Annotated in this window: 22 protein-coding genes; 9 read left to right on the forward strand and 13 right to left on the reverse strand. The window is 70.8% G+C overall.

Features of this window, described 5'->3' with window-relative positions:
- The first annotated feature begins 308 nt into the window (after nt 1-308).
- Nucleotides 309-1,460, forward strand: a complete 1,152-nt coding sequence (gene rho, locus OG446_RS01090; protein WP_328892202.1) for a transcription termination factor Rho — start codon at nt 309-311, stop codon at nt 1,458-1,460.
- A gap of 29 nt (nt 1,461-1,489) precedes the next feature.
- On the opposite strand, the gene OG446_RS01095 is transcribed toward rho, so the two are convergent.
- The 4 genes from OG446_RS01095 to OG446_RS01110 form a co-directional block, all read right to left on the reverse strand.
- Complete coding sequence (locus OG446_RS01095) at nt 1,490-2,854, reverse strand: NAD(P)/FAD-dependent oxidoreductase (protein WP_328892203.1); 1,365 nt, start codon at nt 2,852-2,854, stop codon at nt 1,490-1,492.
- Nucleotides 2,855-2,989: 135 nt separating this feature from the next.
- Nucleotides 2,990-3,334 (reverse strand): hypothetical protein, encoded by a 345-nt coding sequence (locus OG446_RS01100; protein WP_328892204.1) that lies wholly within the window; start codon nt 3,332-3,334, stop codon nt 2,990-2,992.
- 29 nt (nt 3,335-3,363) lie between these two features.
- Complete coding sequence (ctaD, locus tag OG446_RS01105; RefSeq protein ID WP_328892205.1) at nt 3,364-5,094, reverse strand: aa3-type cytochrome oxidase subunit I; 1,731 nt, start codon at nt 5,092-5,094, stop codon at nt 3,364-3,366.
- A 336-nt stretch (nt 5,095-5,430) separates the two neighbouring features.
- Entirely contained in the window at nt 5,431-7,653 is a 2,223-nt protein-coding gene (locus OG446_RS01110) for an NADP-dependent isocitrate dehydrogenase (protein WP_328892206.1), read from the reverse strand.
- 126 nt (nt 7,654-7,779) lie between these two features.
- Between OG446_RS01110 and OG446_RS01115 the strand changes: the two genes are divergently transcribed.
- A complete protein-coding gene (locus OG446_RS01115) occupies nt 7,780-8,289 on the forward strand; it encodes a tetratricopeptide repeat protein (RefSeq protein ID WP_328892207.1) in 510 nt (169 codons plus the stop codon).
- 6 nt (nt 8,290-8,295) lie between these two features.
- Here OG446_RS01115 and OG446_RS01120 read toward each other — a convergent pair whose 3' ends face one another.
- Both OG446_RS01120 and OG446_RS01125 read right to left on the reverse strand, forming a co-directional pair.
- On the reverse strand, nt 8,296-9,327 hold the full coding sequence (locus OG446_RS01120; RefSeq protein ID WP_328892208.1) for a glutathione S-transferase family protein: 1,032 nt from the start codon (nt 9,325-9,327) through the stop codon (nt 8,296-8,298).
- Between the two features lie 21 nt (nt 9,328-9,348).
- A complete protein-coding gene (locus tag OG446_RS01125) occupies nt 9,349-10,854 on the reverse strand; it encodes an MFS transporter (RefSeq protein WP_328892209.1) in 1,506 nt (501 codons plus the stop codon).
- A gap of 143 nt (nt 10,855-10,997) precedes the next feature.
- Between OG446_RS01125 and OG446_RS01130 the strand changes: the two genes are divergently transcribed.
- Entirely contained in the window at nt 10,998-11,393 is a 396-nt protein-coding gene (locus OG446_RS01130) for a TOBE domain-containing protein (RefSeq protein ID WP_219570362.1), read from the forward strand.
- 4 nt (nt 11,394-11,397) lie between these two features.
- Here the strand turns inward: OG446_RS01130 and OG446_RS01135 are convergent, their stop codons facing one another.
- The gene (locus OG446_RS01135; RefSeq protein WP_328892210.1) at nt 11,398-12,759 is read right to left on the reverse strand and encodes an NAD(P)-binding domain-containing protein; all 1,362 of its coding nucleotides are present in this window, start codon (nt 12,757-12,759) and stop codon (nt 11,398-11,400) included.
- Between the two features lie 104 nt (nt 12,760-12,863).
- On the opposite strand from OG446_RS01135, the gene OG446_RS01140 reads away from it, so the two are divergent.
- A complete protein-coding gene (locus tag OG446_RS01140; RefSeq protein ID WP_328892211.1) occupies nt 12,864-13,229 on the forward strand; it encodes an ArsR/SmtB family transcription factor in 366 nt (121 codons plus the stop codon).
- A gap of 57 nt (nt 13,230-13,286) precedes the next feature.
- Here the strand turns inward: OG446_RS01140 and arsB are convergent, their stop codons facing one another.
- Both arsB and OG446_RS01150 read right to left on the reverse strand, forming a co-directional pair.
- On the reverse strand, nt 13,287-14,402 hold the full coding sequence (arsB, locus tag OG446_RS01145; protein WP_328892212.1) for an ACR3 family arsenite efflux transporter: 1,116 nt from the start codon (nt 14,400-14,402) through the stop codon (nt 13,287-13,289).
- Entirely contained in the window at nt 14,399-14,707 is a 309-nt protein-coding gene (locus OG446_RS01150; protein WP_328892213.1) for an ArsR/SmtB family transcription factor, read from the reverse strand. The genes arsB and OG446_RS01150 overlap by 4 nt, the downstream gene beginning before the upstream one ends.
- Nucleotides 14,708-14,800: 93 nt before the next feature.
- Between OG446_RS01150 and OG446_RS01155 the strand changes: the two genes are divergently transcribed.
- Complete coding sequence (locus OG446_RS01155) at nt 14,801-15,223, forward strand: arsenate reductase ArsC (RefSeq protein ID WP_328892214.1); 423 nt, start codon at nt 14,801-14,803, stop codon at nt 15,221-15,223.
- Nucleotides 15,224-15,234: 11 nt separating this feature from the next.
- On the opposite strand, the gene OG446_RS01160 is transcribed toward OG446_RS01155, so the two are convergent.
- Nucleotides 15,235-15,780: a DUF1697 domain-containing protein gene (locus tag OG446_RS01160; protein ID WP_328892215.1), complete on the reverse strand. Its 546-nt coding sequence runs from the start codon at nt 15,778-15,780 to the stop codon at nt 15,235-15,237.
- Between the two features lie 225 nt (nt 15,781-16,005).
- Between OG446_RS01160 and dhaK the strand changes: the two genes are divergently transcribed.
- From dhaK to OG446_RS01180, 4 genes are read left to right on the forward strand one after another with little or no spacing between them, the layout of a single operon-like run.
- A complete protein-coding gene (gene dhaK, locus OG446_RS01165; protein ID WP_219570360.1) occupies nt 16,006-16,998 on the forward strand; it encodes a dihydroxyacetone kinase subunit DhaK in 993 nt (330 codons plus the stop codon).
- Nucleotides 16,999-17,052: 54 nt separating this feature from the next.
- A complete protein-coding gene (dhaL, locus tag OG446_RS01170; RefSeq protein ID WP_328892216.1) occupies nt 17,053-17,667 on the forward strand; it encodes a dihydroxyacetone kinase subunit DhaL in 615 nt (204 codons plus the stop codon).
- The gene (locus OG446_RS01175; protein WP_328892217.1) at nt 17,664-18,074 is read left to right on the forward strand and encodes a PTS-dependent dihydroxyacetone kinase phosphotransferase subunit DhaM; all 411 of its coding nucleotides are present in this window, start codon (nt 17,664-17,666) and stop codon (nt 18,072-18,074) included. The genes dhaL and OG446_RS01175 overlap by 4 nt, the downstream gene beginning before the upstream one ends.
- A gap of 50 nt (nt 18,075-18,124) precedes the next feature.
- A complete protein-coding gene (locus OG446_RS01180) occupies nt 18,125-18,637 on the forward strand; it encodes an NUDIX domain-containing protein (RefSeq protein WP_328892218.1) in 513 nt (170 codons plus the stop codon).
- 38 nt (nt 18,638-18,675) lie between these two features.
- Here OG446_RS01180 and abc-f read toward each other — a convergent pair whose 3' ends face one another.
- The 3 genes from abc-f to OG446_RS01195 form a co-directional block, all read right to left on the reverse strand.
- On the reverse strand, nt 18,676-20,325 hold the full coding sequence (gene abc-f, locus OG446_RS01185) for a ribosomal protection-like ABC-F family protein (protein WP_328892219.1): 1,650 nt from the start codon (nt 20,323-20,325) through the stop codon (nt 18,676-18,678).
- Between the two features lie 504 nt (nt 20,326-20,829).
- A complete protein-coding gene (locus tag OG446_RS01190; protein ID WP_328892220.1) occupies nt 20,830-21,144 on the reverse strand; it encodes a DUF6191 domain-containing protein in 315 nt (104 codons plus the stop codon).
- 112 nt (nt 21,145-21,256) lie between these two features.
- Complete coding sequence (locus OG446_RS01195; RefSeq protein ID WP_328892221.1) at nt 21,257-22,297, reverse strand: NAD(P)-dependent alcohol dehydrogenase; 1,041 nt, start codon at nt 22,295-22,297, stop codon at nt 21,257-21,259.
- Nucleotides 22,298-22,315: the final 18 nt, after the last annotated feature.

The following is a 22,315-nucleotide window of genomic DNA, read 5'->3' on the forward strand; positions in this document are numbered from 1 at the left end:
CCACCCCCCGCTCCCCCACCGCAACGGGGTTGTCCGCAGCACATCGGCCACCACCGGCCGACGGCCGTGCTACATTGCAATCGGTACATGTGCATGCCTCTCATTCAGGCTCCGGTACCGATTCACCTTCAGCACGCCGATGCGCCCGTCCTCCGCGACCGGCGATCCGGCTTCATCGCATTGATTCCCTCGGTCCGGCACGGGCTCTCGCCCACCGGCCTTTCCTGCCCGTCGTCCGGGGCGTGAGATCTCCGCCCCCGTCTCAGCCGGGCCCCTTCATTCGCATGTCCGCGAAAGGACCACCCCGCATGACCACCACACTCGAACACCCCGTCACCACCACACTCGATCATCCCGTCACCACCGCTGCCGCCGCCGGCATCCTCGATCTCACACAGCAGGGGCACGGCTCCCTGCGCACCGCCGGCGGCCACCCCGCCCCCGGGGACGTACAGGTCACCGCGGCACTCATCCGCAAGTACGGCCTGCGCAAGGGCGATGTCGTCGAGGGCGCCTGCGAGCGTCCCCGCGCCCTGAGCGCCGTCGCACGCGTCAACGGGCTGCCCCCGCAGTCGCTGCGCGGCCGCCCGCACTTCCGCGACCTCACCCCGCTCCACCCCCGGCAGCGGCTGCACCTGGAAACACCGTCCGGCGGCCCCTCGACCCGCATCGTCGATCTGGTCGCCCCGATCGGCAAGGGACAGCGCGGGCTGATCGTCGCACCGCCCAGGACCGGCAAGACGGTTCTCCTCCAGCAGATCGCCGCCGCCGTCGCCGAGAACCACCCCGAGTCCCATCTGATGGTGGTACTCCTCGACGAACGCCCCGAGGAGGTCACCGACATGCGCCGCTCGGTGCGCGGCGAGGTCTACGCCTCCACCTTCGACCGGCCCGCCAAGGAACACATCGCCCTCGCGGATCTCGCCCTCGAACGGGCCAAGCGGCTCGTCGAGCAGGGCCGCGACGTCGTCATCCTGCTGGACTCGCTCACCCGGCTCTGCCGGGCCCACAACAACGCCGCGGGCAACGGCGGACGCACCCTCAGCGGCGGCGTGGACGCTGCCGCGCTGACCGGCCCCAAGCGGCTCTTCGGTGCCGCACGCCTCACCGAGGAGGCGGGCTCGCTGACCATTCTGGCCACGGCGCTCGTCGAGACCGGGTCCCGGGCGGACGAGTACTTCTTCGAGGAGCTGAAGGGCACCGGCAACATGGAGCTGCGGCTCGACCGCTCACTGGCCGAGAAGCGGATCCACCCGGCGGTGAACATCGCCGCCTCCGGCACCCGCCGCGACGAACTCCTCGTTCCGGCCGATACGTTGACCGCCGTACGAGGACTGCGCCGAGCCCTGCACTCCAGGGACGCCCAGACGTCCCTGGAGACGCTGCTGGACCGGATCAGGAACACCGGGGACAACGCCGCGTTCCTGCGCCTGATCCGCACCACTGTCCCGTCGGCCTGACGGGCCCCGGCTCCGGCCCCGGGCCCGGCTCACTTCATCCGGGCGTTCAGCGAGGCCGTGTGCTCGCGGACCTGCTCCGGGGTGAGATAACTGTCCGTGTACTCGAAGTCCCGCAGGGTCGCGGGCTTGCGGGACTGGAATCCGGTACGGACGAAGTCGTCGCCCGCCGCCGCGTTGATCAGCCAGTTGGCCATGACGCGGGCCTTGGCCACATTGGTCCGCAACGCCGACCAGTGGTAGCCACGGGCCACCGCCTGGGCCGTGATGCCGTGCATCTCGATGCCGAGCGGCTTGGACACGGCGTCCTTGCCACCGAGGTCCACGACGAGTCCGAGGTCCTTGTGGACGTACGGGCGCATCGGCTGGTGCCGGAGCGTCGCCAGCAGGTTGTCGGCGAGCCTGCGGCCCTGACGCATCGCGTGCTGGGCGGTGGGCGGGCAGACCGCTCCGTCGCCCTTGACGAGGTCCGGTACGGCCGCCACGTCCCCGAGGGCGAACATGCCGTCGTAGCCGGGCAGGTTCATCTCGGGGGTCACCGCCAGCCTCCCGCGCACCGTCTCCGCGTCGAAGGTGGTGACGAGCGGGCTCGCGGTGACACCGGCCGTCCAGATCAGCGTGCGGCAGGGCAGTACCCGGCCGTCGGTGAACGTCACCTTGTCGGCGCCCGCCTCCGCGATCGAGACGCCCAGCGACACCTCGATGCCGCGTTCACGCAGCACCTTCAGCGCGCTCTCGCCCAGCTTGTCACCCAGTTCGGGCATCAGCTTCGGGGCGATGTCGATGAGATGCCACTTGATCAGCTTCGGGTCGAGCCGGGGGTAGTGCCGCACCGCGTTGCTGGTGAGGCGCTGGAGGCAGGCAGCCGTCTCGGTTCCCGCGTAGCCGCCGCCGACCACCACGAACTGCAGCCGGGAGGCCCGCTCCTCCTCGTCGCTGCTGGCGTCGGCGAGGTCGAGCTGGGCGATCACGTGGTCACGTACGTACGCCGCCTCGGCCAGCGTCTTCATGCCGCGGGCGTTGTCGAGCAGTCCGGGAATGTCGAAGGTGCGGGTGACGCTGCCCGGGCTGAGCACGATGTAGTCGTACGGCTCGTGGACGACCTCGTCGGTGATCTTGCGGATGACGCAGACCTTCGCCTTGGGGTCCACTCCGATGGCCCCGCCGGGAATGATGCGGGTGCGGTGCCGGCTGCTCCGTCGCAGTGACACCGCGACCGACTGCGGGGTGAGGACGCCGGAGGCGACCTGCGGCAACAGGGGCAGATAGAGCTGGTACGAGAACGGCGCGACGAGCACGATGTCCGCTTCGCCCGGGCGGAGCCCGCGCTCCAGACGGCGTACGCACTCGACCCCGGCGAATCCGGCTCCGACAACGAGAATCCTGGGTCGTGCCACAGTGTTCGTCCCTTCTCGGGGTCTGCACGGTCATCCGTTCGCCTGCCCCGTCACACGCGCCCGTCACCTCTCATCTTCACGAGACGGGCGCGAGTCCGCCTGCTGAGCGGGCAGAACGGACGACCCCGGTCCGGGTCATCTGGCCAGGAACGTCCAGGCGGTACAGGCGCCTCCCGCCGTACTCGCGACCACCGCGGCGGCGACGCAGCGCGCCCTGAGCCTGCGATATCGCTCGCTGTACTCGCCGCGCAGCTCGGCGGCCCGGACCGAGACGCGCACGAGCATCGCCCGCGAGGCGGCGGTCCGGTCCGCCGTGTAGACCCGTTCCACGTCCTCGCGCTGGGCCGTCGTCAGCCATGGAAGTCCGTCCGTGAAGCGACGGGCCCGCCGGCGGGCGTCCTCGACCTCGGCGTTCCACAGCAGATAGCCCTCCATCTGGGCCAGTCCGCGGGCGGCGTCCTTGTCGCGGTCGGAACCCATGCGCTTCTCCTCTCCGCCGGCCGTCCTGCTCACGCCTGCTTGTCCCCCGGTGCCACCGTCACGGAGCGGTCCTGGCGGTTGGCGGCCTCGTCGAGCTCACGCACGGCCGGGTGGTGCAGGTCGAACGCCGGAGATTCGGAACGGATCCGGGGCAGCGTGACGAAGTTGTGCCGCGGCGGCGGGCAGGAGGTCGCCCACTCCAGCGAACGGCCGTAGCCCCACGGGTCGTCGACCTCGATCTTCTTGCCGTACTTGGCGGTCTTCCACACGTTGTAGAAGAACGGCAGCATCGACAGGCCGAGCAGGAACGAGGAGATGGTCGAGATCGTGTTCAGCGCCGTGAAACCGTCACTGGAGAGGTAGTCGGCGTAACGACGGGGCATGCCCTCGGCGCCGAGCCAGTGCTGGACCAGGAACGTGCCGTGGAACCCGACGAACAGGGTCCAGAAGGTGATCTTGCCGAGCCGCTCGTCCAGCATCTTGCCGGTGAACTTCGGCCACCAGAAGTGGAATCCGGCGAACATCGCGAACACTACGGTGCCGAAGACGACGTAGTGGAAGTGCGCGACCACGAAGTACGAGTCCGAGACGTGGAAGTCCATCGGCGGCGAGGCCAGGATGACGCCCGTCAGACCGCCGAAGAGGAAGGTGACGAGGAAGCCGATGGACCAGAGCATCGGTGTCTCGAAGGACAGCGAGCCCTTCCACATCGTGCCGATCCAGTTGAAGAACTTCACCCCGGTGGGCACCGCGATGAGGAACGTCATGAAGGAGAAGAACGGCAGCAGCACGCCTCCGGTGACGTACATGTGGTGCGCCCACACGGTCACGGAGAGGCCGGCGATGGAGATCGTCGCGGCCACCAGGCCGATGTAGCCGAAGATCGGTTTCCGGCTGAAGACGGGGATGATCTCACTGACGATCCCGAAGAACGGGAGCGCGATGATGTACACCTCCGGGTGGCCGAAGAACCAGAAGAGGTGCTGCCAGAGCAGCGCGCCGCCGTTGGTCGCGTCGAAGACGTGGGCGCCGAACTTCCGGTCCGCCTCCAGCGCCAGGAGCGCGGCGGCGAGCACCGGGAAGGCCAGCAGGACCAGCACACCGGTCAGCAGGACGTTCCAGACGAAGATCGGCATGCGGAACATCGTCATGCCGGGCGCGCGCATGCAGATGATCGTGGTGATGAAGTTGACCGAGCCGAGGATCGTGCCGAAGCCGGAGAAGGCCAGCCCCATGATCCACATGTCACCGCCGATCCCGGGCGACCGGACGGCGTCCGTCAGCGGGGAGTAGGCGAACCAGCCGAAGTCGGCCGCGCCGTTCGGCGTGAGGAAGCCGGCCACCACGATGAGGGAGCCGAAGAGGTAGAGCCAGTACGCGAACATGTTCAGCCGCGGGAACGCCACGTCCGGCGCGCCGATCTGCAGCGGCATGATCCAGTTGGTGAATCCGGCGAACAGCGGCGTCGCGAACATCAGCAGCATGATCGTGCCGTGGATGGTGAACGCCTGGTTGAACTGCTCGTTGGACACGAGCTGGGTGCCCGGACGGGCCAGCTCGGCGCGCATGACGAGCGCGAGCAGGCCGCCGACGATGAAGAACGCGAACGAGGTGACCAGGTACAGCGAACCGATCGTCTTGTGGTCGGTGGTGGTCAGCCACTTGATGACGACGTTTCCCGGCTCCTTGCTGTGCACCGGAAGCTCGTTGGCGTACGACTCCTCTTCTTCCGTCGGCTCTGCTGTGCCCGTCGTCGTCACAGGGACGCTCCTTCGGTTGTCATCCGCGGGTGGACCGCGCACCCGGTGTGGCGCCGCTCCGGCGAGTCGGCCGAACGGCCCTCCCCGCGCGTCGCGCGTGTTTCCGGTTGCAGCAAACCAGCCACGGGCCTTCCGAGGGCCGCCCGGCGCCCGCCACGGCGGCACTTTCACTCGTCAGGGCGTCCCCCGGTCCACCGCCGGCCGGGCGCGCGGGGGCGTCGCCGCACACAGCTCCGCCCCGGCGCGACGGAAGGCCGGCCGGGGCGGAGCAGCAGTCACCGGGCGAGCGGACGGGGGCTGAGGCGCGGGCCCCCTGGTCCTTTCGCCCTTGTCACATCAGGCGAGGCTCGCGATCGCCCGGTTGAACGTGGCCGACGGGCGCATGACGGCCGCGGCCTTGGCCGGGTCGGGCTGGTAGTAGCCGCCGATGTCGGCCGGCTTGCCCTGGACCGCGATGAGCTCGCCGACGATGGTCTGCTCCTGCTCGGCCAGCGTCTTGGCGAGCGGGGCGAACGCCGTCGCGAGGTCCGCGTCGGCGGTCTGCTTCGCCAGCTCCTGGGCCCAGTACAGGGCGAGGTAGAAGTGGCTGCCGCGGTTGTCGATGCCGCCGAGCTTGCGGCTGGGCGACTTGTCCTCGTTCAGGAACGTGGCGGTCGCACGGTCCAGCGTGTCGGCGAGGACCTGGGCGCGCGCGTTGTCCGTGGTCTGTGCGAGGTGCTCGAAGCTGACCGCGAGGGCGAGGAACTCGCCCAGGCTGTCCCAGCGCAGGTAGTCCTCCTTGACGAGCTGCTGGACGTGCTTGGGCGCGGAGCCGCCGGCGCCCGTCTCGAACAGACCGCCACCGTTCATCAGCGGCACGACGGAGAGCATCTTCGCGCTGGTGCCGAGTTCCAGGATCGGGAACAGGTCGGTGAGGTAGTCACGCAGCACGTTGCCCGTCACCGAGATGGTGTCCTCGCCGCGGCGGATGCGCTCCAGCGAGAAGGCGGTCGCCTTCTCCGGGGTCATGATCTCGATCTGGAGACCGTCGGTGTCGTGCTCGGCCAGGTAGGTCTTGACCTTGGCGATGAGCTGCGCGTCGTGGGCGCGGTCCTCGTCGAGCCAGAACACGGCCGGGTTGCCGGTCGCGCGGGCGCGGGTGACGGCGAGCTTGACCCAGTCCTGGATCGGCAGGTCCTTGGTCTGGCACATCCGGAAGATGTCCCCGGCGCCCACGGTCTGCTCCAGCACGGCGTTGCCGGCGGCGTCGACGACCCGCACGGTGCCCGTGGCGGGGATCTCGAAGGTCTTGTCGTGGCTGCCGTACTCCTCGGCCTTCTGCGCCATCAGACCGACGTTGGGCACCGAGCCCATGGTCGACGGGTCGAAGGCGCCGTGCGCGCGGCAGTCGTCGATCACGACCTGGTAGACACCGGCGTAGCTGCTGTCCGGCAGGACGGCGAGCGTGTCGGCCTCCTGGCCGTCGGGGCCCCACATGTGGCCGGAGGTACGGATCATGGCCGGCATGGAGGCGTCGACGATGACGTCGCTGGGGACGTGCAGGTTGGTGATGCCCTTGTCGGAGTCGACCATGGCCAGGGCGGGGCCCTCGGCGAGTTCGGCCTCGAAGGACGCCTTGATCTCGGCGCCGATGTGGGGCACCGAGTCGAGACCCTTGAGGATCCCGCCGAGGCCGTCGTTCGGGGTGAGGCCGGCGGCGGCCAGGACGTCGCCGTACTTGGCGAAGGTGTTCGGGAAGAAGGCGCGGACCACGTGACCGAAGATGATCGGGTCGGAGACCTTCATCATGGTGGCCTTGAGGTGGACGGAGAAGAGCACGTCCTCGGACTTGGCCCGGGCGATCTGCGCGGTGAAGAACTCGCGCAGCGCCGCGACGCGCATGACGGCCGCGTCCACGACCTCGCCCGCGAGGACCGGTACGGACTCGCGCAGCACCGTGGTGGTGCCGTCGTCGCCCACGAGCTCGATGCGCAGCGTGCCGGGCTCGGCGATCACGGCGGACTTCTCGGTGGAACGGAAGTCGTCGACGCCCATGGTGGCGACGTTCGTCTTCGAGTCGGCCGTCCAGGCGCCCATGCGGTGCGGGTGGGTCTTGGCGTAGTTCTTGACCGACGCGGGGGCACGGCGGTCGGAGTTGCCCTCACGCAGGACGGGGTTGACCGCGCTGCCCTTGATCTTGTCGTAGCGGGCGCGGACGTCCTCGTCCTCGTCGTTCTTCGGGTCGTCCGGGTAGTCCGGAAGCGCGTAGCCCTGCCCCTGCAGCTCGGCGATCGCGGCCTTCAGCTGCGGGATCGAGGCCGAGACGTTCGGCAGCTTGATGATGTTCGCACCGGGAGTCGTGGCCAGCGCGCCGAGCTCGGCAAGAGCGTCGTCGATGCGCTGGTTCTCCTGGAGGCGGTCGGGGAAACTGGCGATGATCCGGCCCGCCAGGGAGATGTCACGGCTCTCCACGGTGACCCCGGCCTTCGAGGCATAGGCCTCGACCACGGGCAGGAACGAATACGTCGCCAGGGCCGGGGCCTCGTCGGTGTGTGTATAGATGATGGTCGAGTCAGTCACCCTGTGCTCCGCTCCACGTCTGCAACATTGCTTGACATCAAGATATCTCGTGATCGCCGCTGTCTCGACAGGGCCCTGCCCCACATGATTTTGCGCTGCGCCCTTCGCCCTGGCAGCGTGCGTTGCATGAGCACCGACAAAGGGCACGAGACGGCCGGCGCGGCCCTCGCACAGGCGGTCCGGCTGCGCGAGCGCAGGACCCCACAGGCGCACGAGGAGCTGGTGCGCCTGGCGGGGCGCCATCCGCACGATGCCGCCATCGCCTACCAGGCCGCCTGGTCCCACGACCGGCTCGGCCTCGAAGCTCAGGCCGTTCCGTTCTACGAGCGCGCGCTGGCCGGGACGGGACTCCCGGCGCAGGACCGCCACGGGGCCTTCCTCGGCCTCGGCAGCACGCTGCGGGTGCTGGGCCGCCACGAGGAGGCGCGCGAGGTGCTCGGCCGGGGTCTGGACGAGTTCGCGCAGGACCCCGCCCTGCGGACGTTCCTGGCCATGACGCTGTACAACCTGGGCGAGTCCCGCGAAGCGGTGCGCACCCTCCTGCTGGTGTCGGCCGCCACCAGCGAGGATCCGCAGGTGCGGTCGTACCGTCCGGCGATCGAGTACTACGCCGATCACCTGGACGACACGGAGTAGGACCGCTCAGGGCCGGTGCCTCGGTGGGACCTGTTCACCGGCCGGGACGGGGCCGGGCGGGGTGCCGTCACCGAACGGCCTGCCGCCGAGCTGCTCGCGGTGGTGCGGCGTCAGGAATCCGGACAGGTCGGGCCCGGCGGGCACGATGCCGGTGGGGTTGATGCCGGTGTGGACCCGGTAGTAGTGCTGCTTGATGTGGTGGAAGTCGACGGTGTCCCCGAATCCGGGGGTCTGGTAGAGGTCCCGGAGGTAGGCCCACAGGACCGGATCCTCGGCCAGTTTGGAGCGGTTGCACTTGAAGTGACCGTGGTAGACGGCGTCGAAGCGCACCAGTGTGGTGAAGAGGCGGATGTCGGCCTCGGTGATCGTGTCGCCGACGAGGTAGCGCCGGTCCGCCAGCCGCTGCGACACCTCGTCCAGACGGCGGAAGAGCGCCTCGTAGGCGCTCTCGTACGTGCTCTGGCCGTCGGCGAACCCGGCCCGGTACACGCCGTTGTTGATGTCGCGGTAGATCCCCTCCATCACCTCGTCGATCTCTTCCCGCAAGGGCTCCGGGTACAGGTCGGGTGCTCCGGGGCGGTGCAGCGCGGTCCACTCGGTGGCGAGGTCCAGGGTGATCTGCTGGTAGTCGTTGGTGACGAGCCTGCCGCTGGGGACGTCGATGATCGCGGGGACGCTGACGCCGCCGGGGTAGCCACGCTCCCGCGCGTCGTACGCCTCGCTCAGGTAGCGGATGCCGAGCACCGGGTCCCGGCCGTCCGGGTCCAGCGTGAAGCGCCAGCTGCGGTCGTCCTGCAACGGGTCGGCGACGGCGAGCGAGAGGGCGCTCTCCAGGCCCAGCAGCCTGCGGGAGACCAGGGCGCGGCTCGCCCAGGGGCAGGCGCGGCTGACGACGAGGCGGTAGCGGTCCGCCTCGACGGGCCAGCCGCCCTGTCCGTCGGCGGTGATGCGGTCGGCGAAATGGCTGCGGGACCGTTTGAAAGGCTTGTGTCCGTACGAACGGTTGCCGTCCTGTGCCGTGCCGTCGGGGTCGTTCATCGCGTCTCCTCCGTGATCCGCTCAGTGGTCCGCCGGTGAGGGTGCGGACTGCCGTGTACGGTCTCTGCCCCGCCGGGCCCCGCCCACATCGGCGAGCGCCACGACGAGTCCGGCGAGCACGAAGGCGACGGAGACGATGAGCCCGTGGTCGTAGGCGGTGGACCAGGCCGCGGAGCCCACCTGGGCGAAGAACACCGAGCCCACGGCGGCGATCCCGATCGCGGAGCCGACGCGCTGGCCGGTCTGCAGGGTGCCGCCGGCGCTTCCCGCCGTGGCGACCGGCACCTGCGACAGGGTCAGGGTCTGGTTGGGAGCGATGACCAGACCGCTGCCCAGTCCGGCCAGGAGCAGCGGGGCGGCCATCGCCCATCCCGCGCCTCTGCCGGGCACCAGGTGGACGGCGAGGGCGGTGGCGGCCAGTCCGACCGCCACGGTGGCCATGCCCACGACGACGAGGGGCCGTCCGTACCGCCCGACGAGTCTGCCGCCCGGGCTCGCGGCCACGGCGGACCCGAGGGCGAACGGGGTGATCGCCAGGCCCGCCTGCAGGGCGGTGTAGTGCAGGCCGCTCTGCAGGTAGAGCGTGGTGATGAAGAAGATCGAGGTGAAACCGGCGAAGTACAGCAGGATCAGCAGGCAGCCCAGCCAGTAGGAGCGGACCCGGAAGAGCCTGAGGTCGACGACCGGCTGGGTGCCGCGGCGCCCGCACCGCGACTCCCAGCCGACGAACGCGCCAAGGAGGGCGGCGGCGACCAGCAGGAGCAGCCACTTCCCGTTGCCCGGCCACTGATGGGCCTGGACGAACGGCAGCAGCAGAGCCAGCACCCCCGCGCCCAGCAGCAGGATCCCCAGGGGGTCCAGGTCCCGCAGCCGTACCGGGCCCGCGGAAGGCGTGTCCGGCAGGAGCCGCCGCGCCAGCAGGAGGCAGACGAACCCGAGCGGCAGGTTGACGTAGAACACCCAGCGCCAGCCCTCCTCCGCGCCGGCCGCCTGGATGAGAAGTCCGCCCAGCAGCGGACCGACGGCGGTGGAGATGCCGACCACGGTGCCGAACATGCCGAAGGCCCGGCCGCGTTCCCGCCCGGAGAACATCTGCTGGATGAGGGCGGAGATCTGCGGCGAGAGGAGACCGCCCGCCAGTCCCTGGACCAGTCGGGCGATCACGAGCCAGGTGCTGGACTGGGCCGCACCGCAGGCCGCGGACGACAGGGTGAAGAGCACCAGCCCCGCCATGAAGACCTCGCGTCGTCCACGGGCGTCCCCCAGACGCCCGGCGGGGATCAGGAAGAGCCCGAAGGCGAGCGCGTACCCGGAGAGCACCCACTGCAGGTCGGACTCGGGGGTGTGCAGCCCTTCCCGGATGGAGGGCAGGGCCACATTGACGATGGACACGTCCAGCAGCGTCATGAATCCCGCGACCAGGCAGACCGCGAGCGCCTTCCACCGCCGGGGGTCGGGGGTGTCCGGTCCGGCGGCGGAGGCCGCATCCCGGCCCGCAGAACCCCGGTACCCCGCGCTCTCTGCCATGGCTCGCACCCTAGGGCGCACGGGCCGATTCCTCACCCCGGCAGAGCCACCCGGCCCACTGGTGGGGTTCGACCTTGGCATCCACCCGCACTTTTGCGCTTGATCCTTGCATGTGCAAGTTTATTCGCCCTAGAGTGCTGCATATGCAGACCTATACCATCGGGCAGGCCGCCCGCCTGCTGGGCGTCAGCCCGGACACCGCGCGGCGCTGGGCGGATGCCGGCCGCGTCGCCACCCATCGCGAGGAGGGCGGCCGTCGCCTCATCGACGGCCGCGACCTGGCCGCGTTCTCCGTGGAGGTCGCGCAGAACGGCACGGGCGAGGAGGAGGTCTCGTACACCTCCGCACGCAACGCCTTCCCGGGCATCGTCACCGCGGTCAAGCTCGGGGACGTGGCGGCTCAGGTGGAGATCCAGGCGGGTCCGCACCGGCTCGTGTCGCTGCTGACCCGGGAGGCCGTCGAGGAACTCGGGCTGGAGGTCGGCATGACGGCGACCGCCCGCGTGAAGTCGACCAGCGTGCACATCGACCGCACCTGACCCGTCACCCCCGCCCCTCCGCTTCGGCGGGGCCGGCGATCTGCACCAGGACCGGAGCGGGAGCGGCGCAGCAGCCACCGCCGTCGTTCTGTTCTGCGGCGGGTTCGTCGAAGAGGCCGGCGCCGCCGCAGACCCCCGTCTCGGGGAGGGTGAGTTCGACGCGGTCGGCGGCCTCGGTGTCGCCGGCGAGGGCAGCGGCGACCGAGCGGACCTGCTCGTAGCCGGTCATGGCCAGGAAGGTGGGGGCCCGTCCGTAGGACTTCATGCCGACCAGGTAGACGCCTTGTTCGGGGTGGGACAGCTCGCGGTGGCCGTGCGGGTAGACGGTGCCGCAGGAGTGCTGGTTCGGGTCGATGAGCGGGGCGAGCTCCACCGGCGCCTGGAGGCGTTCGTCCAGGGCGAGGCGGAGTTCGGACAGGAAGGACAGGTCGGGGCGCAGGCCCGTCAGGACGATGACCTCGTCCACCGGGTCGAGACGCCGGCCGTCCTCACCGGTCAGGACCAGGCGGTCGTCGTCGGTGGGCTCGACGCTCCCGGTGCGGAATCCGGTGACCGCCTCGGCGTGTCCGTGGTCGACGGCGGCCTTGGCCGCCAGACCCAGGGCGCCCCGCGCGGGAAGCTGGTCGGATGAGCCACCGCCGAAGGTGGAGCCGCTGATACCGCGGCGCAGGATCCACACGGAGTGCGTTCCGGGTGCCTCCTTCGCGAGGTCGGCGAGGCCGGCCAGCGCGGTGAACGCGGAGGCCCCCGAGCCGATGACAGCGGTGCGCCTGCCCGTGTACCGGGCGCGGACCGCGGGGTCCCTGAGGTCGGGGATGCGGTAGGAGATCCGGGCGGACGCGGCGTGCTCGCCCAGGGCGGGCAGCCCGTCGGCGCCGATCGGGCTCGGGGTGGACCAGGTGCCGGACGCGTCGATCACGGCCCGGGCCAGGATCCGCTCCTCGGCGCCCTCGGCGAGCGCGAGGCGGACGGTGAAGGGCTGCTGCTCCCGGTCCGCGTCGACGATCCGGTCGCGGCCGAGGCGGGAGACGCCGGTGACGGTGGCGCCGTAGCGGACCTTGTCGCCGAGGACGTCCGCGAGGGGCTGGAGGTACTGCTCGGCCCAGTCGCCGCCGGTGGGGTAGGTGTCCGCGTCGGGCCGGGTCCAGCCGGTGGGCGCCAGGAGCTTCTCGGCGGCCGGGTCGGTCAGTTCGCCCCAGGTGGAGAACAGCCGCACGTGCGACCAGCCGCGGACCGCCGTCGCGGCACCGGGACCGGCCTCCAGGACCAGCGGTTCGATGCCGCGCTCGACGAGATGGGCGGCGGCCGCCAGCCCGGTGGGGCCGGCGCCGATGACGACGACCGGAAGCTGTGCAGTGGTGGTCATGGCGGTGATGTCCTCCTGGACGGGCGGCCGCTCCCGGCCGCTGATTCGATCGCTGTCTATCTACGAAGCTTGCACCTGGTATCAACGGATGTCAATATAGACGCATGTCGAATTCAGGGATGGCGGAACTGCCGACGCCGGCCGTGGATGCCGTGGTGCCGTGCTGCCCGCCGATCACCGCCGGAGAACTGTCACCGAGCGAAGCCGAGCGGATGGCCGTGATGTTCAAGGCGCTGTCCGACCCGGTGCGGCTGCGCCTGTTCTCGAAGGTCGCGTCACACGCGGGCGGCGAGGCGTGCGTGTGCGACATCTCCGATGTCGGTGTCTCCCAGCCGACCGTGTCCCACCACCTGAAGAAGCTGCGCGAGGCCGGCCTGCTGACCTCGGAGCGGCGCGGCACCTGGGTCTACTACCGGGTCGCCCCGTCCGTCGTGGCGGCCATGTCCGCCATGCTCGACCTGCGCCCCTGACTGCGCGCCGATGCCCCGCTCGCCGCACGTGCGGCGAGCGGGGCATCGGCACCAGCGTCAGCCCTCCCGGCCCGCTGCGACGGACGGGGCGAACCTGCCGCGCCAGGCCAGCGCGACGTACACCAGCCCGATCAGCACCGGAACCTCGATCAGCGGGCCGACGACACCCGACAGGGCCTGGCCGGAGGTGACGCCGAAGGTGGCGATGGCGACGGCGATGGCCAGCTCGAAGTTGTTGCCGGCCGCGGTGAAGGCCAGGGTCGCGGTGCGGTCGTAGGCGAGTCCGAGTGCCTTGCCGAGCAGGAAGGAGCCGAAGAACATGATCGCGAAGTACACCAGCAGGGGCAGTGCGATCCGTACGACGTCCAGCGGCTGCGAGGTGATCGTCCTCCCCTGAAGGGCGAACAGGACGATGATCGTGAACAGCAGCCCGTACAGCGCCCACGGCCCGATCCTCGGCAGGAACGTCGCCTCGTACGACTCGCGGCCCATCTTCCTCTCGCCGATGCGGCGGGTGAGGAAGCCGGCGAGCAGCGGGACACCGAGGAAGACGATGACGTTGAGGGCGATGTGCCAGACGGGCACGTCGAGGCCCTGTCCGTCGCCGAGGCCCAGCCACCGCGGCAGCAGGTCGAGGTAGAACCAGCCCAGTACGCCGAACGCGAGGACCTGGAAGACGGAGTTGAGGGCGACGAGGACGGCGGCGGCTTCGCGGTCGCCGCAGGCGAGGTCGTTCCAGATGATGACCATGGCGATGCAGCGGGCGAGGCCGACGATGATCAGGCCGGTGCGGTATTCGGGCAGGTCGGGCAGGAAGATCCACGCCAGGGCGAACATGACGGCGGGGCCGACGATCCAGTTGATGACCAGCGAGGAGACCATCAGCCTGCGGTCGCCGGTGACGGTGTCGAGCCTGTCGTAGCGGACCTTGGCCAGCACCGGATACATCATGACCAGCAGGCCGAGCGCGATCGGCAGGGAGATCCCGCCGATCTCGATCTTCGCGAGCGCGTCGTTCATCCCCGGGATCAGGCGGCCCAGGCCGAGACCGACGGCCATGGCGAGCAGGATCCATACCGCGAGGTAGCGGTCGAGGGTGGAGAGCTTCCTGACGATCGAGTCGTCCCCACCACCGACCGGAGCGGGGGAGGTGGCGGCTTCGGCGGAGGTCACGGGCAGGCCCTCTTGTTCGTGGAGGCGGTGCGAGCGGAGTCGGCCAGCGCCGCGAACTGCTCGGAGAGCCCGGCCAGGACCTCGGGCTTGAGCCTGTAGTAGGTGAAGCGGCCGCAGGGCTCGGTCTCCACCACACCCGCCTCGCGCAGGACCTTCATGTGATTGGAGAGGTTCGTCTGCTTCGCGCCCGTCTCCTCGACCAGGTGCGTCGTACAGAGCGTCTCGCGCGCCAGCAGGGTCACGATCCGGAGGCGGAGCGGATCGCCCAGCACCCGGATCAGATCAGGATCGACTGAAGTCAGCATGCACTGATACTCTCACATCATCACTCGCTGATACCAGTGGGGGCTGATTCATCGACGGCTGGTTCCGTCATGCGACGAGGGAGCACGATCACCATGGCCGAGCCCGGCGGGAAGCCGTCCGTCCTCTTCGTCTGCGTGCACAACGCAGGCCGTTCCCAGATGGCGGCGGCCTGGCTGACCCATCTGGCCGGGGACCGGATCGAGGTCCGCTCCGCCGGTTCGGACCCGGGCTCCCACGTCAACCCCGCCGCCGTCGAGGTGATGGCGGAGGCCGGGATCGACATCTCCGCCGAGACGCCGAAGATCCTGACGGCCGACGCCGTCCGGGGATCGGACGTGTGCGTCACCATGGGCTGCGGCGACACCTGTCCCGTCTTCCCCGGCAAGCGTTACCTCGACTGGGAACTGGACGACCCGGCCGGCCGGGGAGTCGAGGCCGTGCGCATCGTCCGCGACGAGATCAGGGCGCTGGTGGAGGATCTGATCGCCGAGCTCGCCCCGGACGGCAGTGCCTGACGGGCCGTCCGTCAGGCACTGCCCTTCTTGGCCGCGGCGAGGATCTTCACAACGGTGTGGAAGAAGCGCGTCGTCGCGTCGTGGCCGAGGACGCGCTCCTGGAACCCCTTCGCGGCGGGCGCCTTGCCCTTGATCAGGTGCCAGACGACGAAGGCGTCGTACCCGCTCGTGCCGATGATCTCCATGTCCTTCTTCGGAGAGAGCATCGGCAGGGAAAGCTCCGGATCGATCCGCTCGGTCGTGAACACCACGCAGCAGCGCAGATCGTCGGTGACCGTGACCTTCTTGAACGGGTCCAGCGCGATCAGCGCCTCCAGTTCCGGCACCGTACGCAGACAGACCGCGACCTCGTAGCCGAGTTCCTGGGTCAGCCGCTCACGGACACGGGCACCGAGCACGGCCCGGTCCGTCTCGTCGGACTCGAAGAAGACGTTCCCGCTCTGGATGTAGCTGCGTACGGAGTCGAACCCCATCTCCGTGAACAGACCGCGCAGATACTCCATCTTCACCGAGCGGCCCGGCACGTTCATTCCGCGCAGGAACGCGATGTACAGCATTCAGATCACCTGTCCGCAAGGAGATGTCCGCCGGAGCAGAGGAACCACGGCCGCGCCGGACAGCGTAGCCCGGGAGCCGTTCGACAGCAGGGCGGCGGGTCCGTGCGCCTGCGGCGGACTCTTCGGCGGATCTCGCGCAGGAGCGGAGAGGCGCGGTTCTTCGCACAGGGCCTCCGGCGTCCTACGGTGGTGGTCCAGCCTCGACAGCCTTCCTGGGAGATTCCGTTGCGCATGCTGATCAACGTCCCTGAAACCGTGGTCGCCGACGGGCTGCGCGGCATGGCCGCCGCCCATCCCGAACTGACCGTGGACGTCGAGAACCGTGTCGTCGTACGGCGCGACGCGCCCGTGGCCGGCAAGGTCGCCCTGGTCTCCGGTGGCGGGTCCGGTCACGAACCGCTCCATGCCGGGTTCGTCGGCCCCGGCATGCTCTCGGCCGCCTGCCCCGGCGAGGTCTTCACCTCACCCGTGCCGGATCAGATGGTGCGGGCCGCCGCCGCCGTCGACAGCGGCGCCGGCGTGCTGTTCGTCGTGAAGAACTACACCGGCGACGTGCTCAACTTCGAGATGGCCGCCGAACTCGCCGACGAGGAAGGCGTGCAGGTCGCCCAGGTGCTCGTCAATGACGATGTGGCGGTGACCGACAGCCTCTTCACGGCCGGGCGCCGGGGCACGGGGGCGACCCTGTTCGTCGAGAAGATCGCCGGGGCCGCCGCGGAGGAGGGCGCACCGCTGGACCGGGTGGCGGCCCTCGCACGGCAGGTCAACGAGGCGTCGCGGAGTTTCGGTGTGGCGCTGACCTCGGTCACCACGCCGGCCAAGGGCTCCCCCACCTTCGATCTCCCGCCCGGCGAACTCGAACTCGGGGTGGGGATCCACGGCGAGCCGGGAAGGGAGCGGCGCCCGATGATGACCTCACGGGAGATCGCCGACTTCGCGGTCGACGCGGTGCTGGAGGACCTGCGGCCACGGGGTCCTGTCATCGCGCTCGTCAACGGGATGGGCGCGACACCGCTGCTGGAGCTGTACGGATTCAACGCCGAGGTGCAGAGGGTGCTCTCCGAGCGCGGCGTGGTGGTGGCCCGTACCCTCGTGGGGAACTATGTGACCTCGCTCGACATGGCGGGCTGTTCGGTGACGCTCTGCCAGGTCGACGAGGAGCTGGTACGGCTCTGGGACGCGCCGGTGCAGACACCCGCACTGCGCTGGGGCCGCTGACCCGCCCGACCCCTCGCGGGGACGCCGATTCATCCGACGCACCGAGGAGCGCATGTGCTCGACGCCGAATTCTTCCACCGCTGGATGTCCACGACCGCGGCCTCGGTCGACCGTGAGGCGGCCCGTCTGACCGAGCTCGACTCCGCGATCGGGGACGCCGACCACGGCAGCAATCTGCAGCGCGGGTTCGCCGCGGTCTCGGCCGCACTGGACAAGGAGCCGCCACAGACCCCGGGCGCCGTACTGATGCTGGCCGGGCGGCAGTTGATCTCGTCCGTCGGGGGCGCGTCGGGGCCCTTGTACGGGACGTTGCTGCGGCGTACGGGAAAGGCGCTGGGTGACGCGCCCGCCGTCGCAGCCGGGGACGTGGCGCGCGCGCTCGGAGAGGGTGTGGCGGCGGTGGCCCAGCTGGGCGGGGCACAGGCCGGTGACAAGACGATGCTCGACGCGCTGCTGCCGGCCGTCGAGGCGCTCACGACGTCGTTCGAGGCGGGAGCGGACGCGGCCCGGGCGGGCGCGCTGGCGACCGTCCCCCTGCAGGCGCGCAAGGGCCGGGCGAGCTATCTGGGTGAGCGGAGTATCGGGCATCAGGATCCGGGGGCCACGTCGGCCGCGCTGCTGATCGCCGCGCTCGCGGAGACGGCCGCCGTGGCGGGAGGTGGCGCATGAGCGCGGACAAGCAGGTCGGGATCGTGCTGGTGTCGCACAGCGGCCCGGTGGCCGCGGCGGTCGCCGACCTGGCGAAGGGGCTCGCGGCCGGCGGTGCCACGGCGCCGGTGGCCGCGGCCGGCGGCACGCCCGCGGGCGGGCTCGGGACCAGTGCGGAGCTCATCGCGGAGGCGGCCCGGACCGTGGACGGCGGTGTGGGGGTCGCGGTCCTCGTCGACCTGGGAAGCGCCGTGCTGACGGTGAAGGCGATGCTGGCCGAGGGCGACGAGCTCCCGGACGGGGCACGCCTGGTGGACGCGCCGTTCGTGGAGGGGGCGGTGGCCGCCGTGGTCACGGCATCGGCCGGCGGCGACCTGGACGCGGTGGCGGCCGCGGCCGCGGAGGCGTACGGCTACCGCAAGGTCTAGGACGGCCTGTCGTCCGGGGTTCAACGGCCGCCATGCCCACACTTGACGGCATGACACCCCGCGATCCCGCCAGGCGCAGTGCCGGTCTCCTCCTGTTCCGCCACCGCGGCAGCGGCTTCGAAGTCCTCATCGGTCACATGGGCGGGCCGTTCTGGGCACGTCGGGAGAGTGCGGCCTGGTCGGTGCCCAAGGGCGAGTACGACCCGGCGGAGGGAGCGGAGGCGGCGGCCCGGCGGGAGTTCGAGGAGGAGTTCGGGCACCCGGTGCCGGACGGCGCGTGGCTGTCGCTGGGTGAGTCTCGGCAGGCCGGAGGCAAGACCGTGACGGTGTGGGCCGTGGAGGGCGACCTCGATCCGGCGGAGGCGGTCCCGGGGACGTTCACGATGGAGTGGCCCCGGGGTTCCGGTGTGCGGCAGGAGTTCCCGGAGATCGACCGGTTCGCCTGGTGTACGCCGGAGACCGCGGCCGAGCGGCTGGTCAAGGGGCAGCGCATCTTCCTGGACCGGCTGCGGGAGCGTCTGTCGGGCGGACAGGTCCCCGCCGTGCACGACGGCGGGGCCTGAGAGCCCGCGTCCGCCCCGTTCGCCGTGCGTGGTCGTGGTCAGGTGCGGGTGCGGGCGACGGGCCGGCCGGCACGGAGTTCCAGCCGGTCGCCCTTGAAGCGGCTCCGGAAGCTGCGGTCGTGCGAGACGACCACGACGGCTCCCCCGTACGCCGCCAGCGCCGCCTCCAGTTCCTCGACCAGGGCCAGGGCGATGTGGTTGGTCGGTTCGTCCAGCACCAGCAGGTCGGCGGGACGGGTGACCAGCCGGGCCAGCGCCAGCCTGCGCTGCTGTCCGACGGAGAGCGCGGCCACCGGGACGGTCAGGTCCTCCGCCCGGAAGAGACCGAGCGCGAGGAGCATGTCGGTGTACTCGTCCGCATGACCGGGCCGCCCGGCCGCGAACGTCGCCAGCAGGGTGCGGCGGGTCGGCCGGGCGGGGAGTTCCTGCGGAAGGTAGCCGATCCGGACCCGGCGTCGCACCGTGCCCGTGTCGGGGACGAGATCACCTGCGAGGACTCTGAGCAGAGTCGACTTTCCGGCCCCGTTGGGCCCGGTGACCAGCAGGCGCTGCCCGCTGTCGACCCGCAGCGCGGGCACGTTCAGCCGGTCGCCCACCGCCACGGAAGAGAGCTCCACCAGTGGACCGGGGTGCCTGTCCCCTTCGGAGGCCAGGGTCAGTCCGGCCGAGAACCGCAGCGGCTGGGGCGGTGCCGGCACGGGCTCCCTGCGCAGCCCCTCCAGCCGGGTTCTGGCCGCTCTGACCTGACCGGAGAGCTTCGCCTCGTGCGAGCGGCGGTGCTTGCCCCAGCCCTCCCCCGGGTCCTTGCCGGTGGCGGCGAGCCGCTGTCCCGCCGCGTTCACGAGTTCTTCGGTACGGGCCAGTTCGTCCAGCCACTCCTGGTGGTCCTGCGCCCAGCGGCGGCGCGCGGCGGCCCTCGCCGTGCGGTAACCGTCCCAGCCGTCGCCGTACCGGACGACGCTGCGCAGATCCCGGTCGACCTCGACGATGACGGTGGTGGTCCGTTCCAGGAACGCGCGGTCGTGGGTGATCACGACGAGGGTGCCGCGGTGGGCGCGCAGCTGGTCCTCCAGCCAGGTGACCGCCCGGAGGTCGAGATGGTTGGTCGGTTCGTCGAGGAGCAGCAGTTCCGGGCCGGACGCCAGGACGCAGGCGAGCGCCAGCCTGGACTGTTCGCCTCCGGAGAGGCTGCCGAGCGTGCGCTCCCGGGTGAGGAGCCCGAGTCCGAGGCCGTGGAGTGCGGCCTCGGTCCGGGCGTCGGCCCGGTATCCGTCACGCTCCTCGTACTCCGTCAGCAGGTCTCCGTACGTGGCCAGTTGTGCGTTGTCGGCGCCGCCGGGGGCGGCGAGTGCCGCCTCGGCGGCGCTGATCCGCCGCTCCAGTGCGCGCAGTTCGGCGAGGGCCGTGTCCACGGCGTCCTGGACGGTGCGGGTGGGGTCGAGGTCGAGCGTCTGGGAGAGGTAGCCCGTGCCGCCGTGGAAGCGGACGGTGATCTCGCCGCTGTCGGGCGTCTCGGCACCGGCGATCAGCCGCAGGAGGGTGGACTTCCCGGATCCGTTCTCGCCGATGACACCGACGTGGTCGCCGGGGCGGACGGTGAGCGAGACCTGGTCGAGGACGGCGCGGTCTCCGTAGGCCTTGGAGACGTCCTTGAGGGTCAGCTGGGCGCGGTCGTGCGGGAGGGGCATGGTGGCGGTTCCCTGGGGTCACATGCCTCGGCGGCCCGGGACGGGACGCGGCGGGCGGGGCTTCCGGACGGTCCGAAGGGGGCGGCGCGCGGCCTGCCCGGGGTCACGGGGTGACGGCCCGGCGGAGTGCGGCGGCTGCCCTTGCCGACGTCAGCGGAAGAAGTAGTACGAACCCATGAGGTGAGTGTAGCCGGGGGGCCGGGGCATCTGTCAGCTCCCTTTCCCCGAGCCCGCGCCGCGCTGTCCCCCGCCCCTGCGCGGGGGCCTGTGTCCGCTGCGTGGGAAGTCTCGCCGCACTCGGCCTCCATTCCATCGCCCGGTTGAACACGCTGATCGACGCGAACCCGCGCGCAGCCGGCATCGTCGTTCCGCACGAGTGACGGCCGCCCGGTACACCCGGCACCGAGGCGTGGTCCTGATGGGCCCGCCCACCGGTCCGGCCTTGGAGGTGACGATCACCCGATGCGCACGGTCACACGCCCGGCCCATGAGCCGGGCCGGGCGTCACTGCTGCCGCAGGCGGATGACGGCGAGGCCACCGTCGAGGTCGACGGTGGAGCGGTGCGGCGGGGCGCCGTCCTCCTCGTCGTCCCGCAGCAGCAGCGCGCTCTGTCGTTCCTTGAGCTCGCTCTGCTTGCCGGGTGAGAACGTCGCGTGCAGCTGCTCGAAGCCGGTCGCCGAGATCTGGCCCTGCCGGGCGCTGTTGCGCCACGGGAGCAGACCGGCCCGCCCTGCCCGGAGCATCAGCTGGTCCAGGAGGGCCACGACGGTCAGACCGATGACCAGGACGGGCAGCGTCATCAGAGCAGCGAATTCCATGCGGACAGTATCCATCCGGAGCGGTGCGGTGCGCATCGGCCGCGGGCATCACGATGCGGGCCGGCGCTGGGTGCGTCGGCCCGCAGGCTCGTGAGGGAGGTGCCGGGTCCGGTCAGCCGTTGGGAAGGATGACCGCGCGGCCGTTGATCCGGCCGTCGTGCAGCCGCTCGTACGCCAGCGGTGCCTCGTCCAGCGAGTACGTCTCGACGTGGACCTTCACCGCGCCGGCGTGCGCCAGGTCGAGGACTTCGGCCAGCTCGGAGCGGGATCCCCAGTAGGGGGCCGTCACCGTCGTGTTGAACGGCAGTGAGCCGAAGCCCACCGGCAGTGCTCCGCCGCCGATGCCGACGATCGTGACGTCGGAGTCGACCGCGGCCGCCGCGCCTGCCGTGGCCACGGTGGGAGGCGCTCCGACGAAGTCGAGCACGACCTGGGCGCCGATCCCGCCGGTCAGTTCACGGATCCGGTCCGCGGCGTGCTGGTCGGACAGGACGGTCTCGTGCGCCCCGACCTCGCGGGCCAGGGCGAGCTTGTCCTCCGTGACGTCGAGCGCGATGACCCGGACGGCCGTCATGGCCCGGAGCAGCTGGATGGCGACGTGGCCGAGGCCGCCGGTGCCGATGACGACGGCGGTCGCGCCGGGCACCAGCTTCGGCAGGGAGCGCTTGATCGCGTGGTACGGGGTGAGGCCGGCGTCGGTGAGCGGCACTGCCTGCACGGGGTCGAGGTCACCGAGCGGGACGAGGTGGCGCGGGTCGTCGACGATCATGTACTCGGCCATGGCGCCGGGCGAACCCAGCCCGGGCGGGTTGATGCCGAGTTCCTTGGCGCGCAGGCAGTAGTTCTCCTTGCCTTCGGCGCACTTCACGCACGTGCCGCAGCCCCAGGGGCCGTAGACCGCGACGGACTCACCGACCGAGAGCCCGCTGACGCCGTCGCCGAGTGCGGCGACGGTGCCGACTCCCTCGTGACCGAGGGTCAGCGGCAGCGGGTAGGGGAACTCGTCCGCGGGCCAGCTCATCACCGCGATGTCCGAGTGGCAGACACCTGCCGCGGTGACCTTCAGCAGCACCTGCCCGGGCCCGGGCTCCGGGTCGGGCACGGTGACGACCTCGGGTGCGGCTCCGATTTCGCGGTACTGAACAGCCTTCATGGGGTCCTCCTTGACCTC

The sequence above is a fragment of the Streptomyces sp. NBC_00236 genome (assembly GCF_036195045.1).
Lineage (GTDB): Bacteria > Actinomycetota > Actinomycetes > Streptomycetales > Streptomycetaceae > Streptomyces.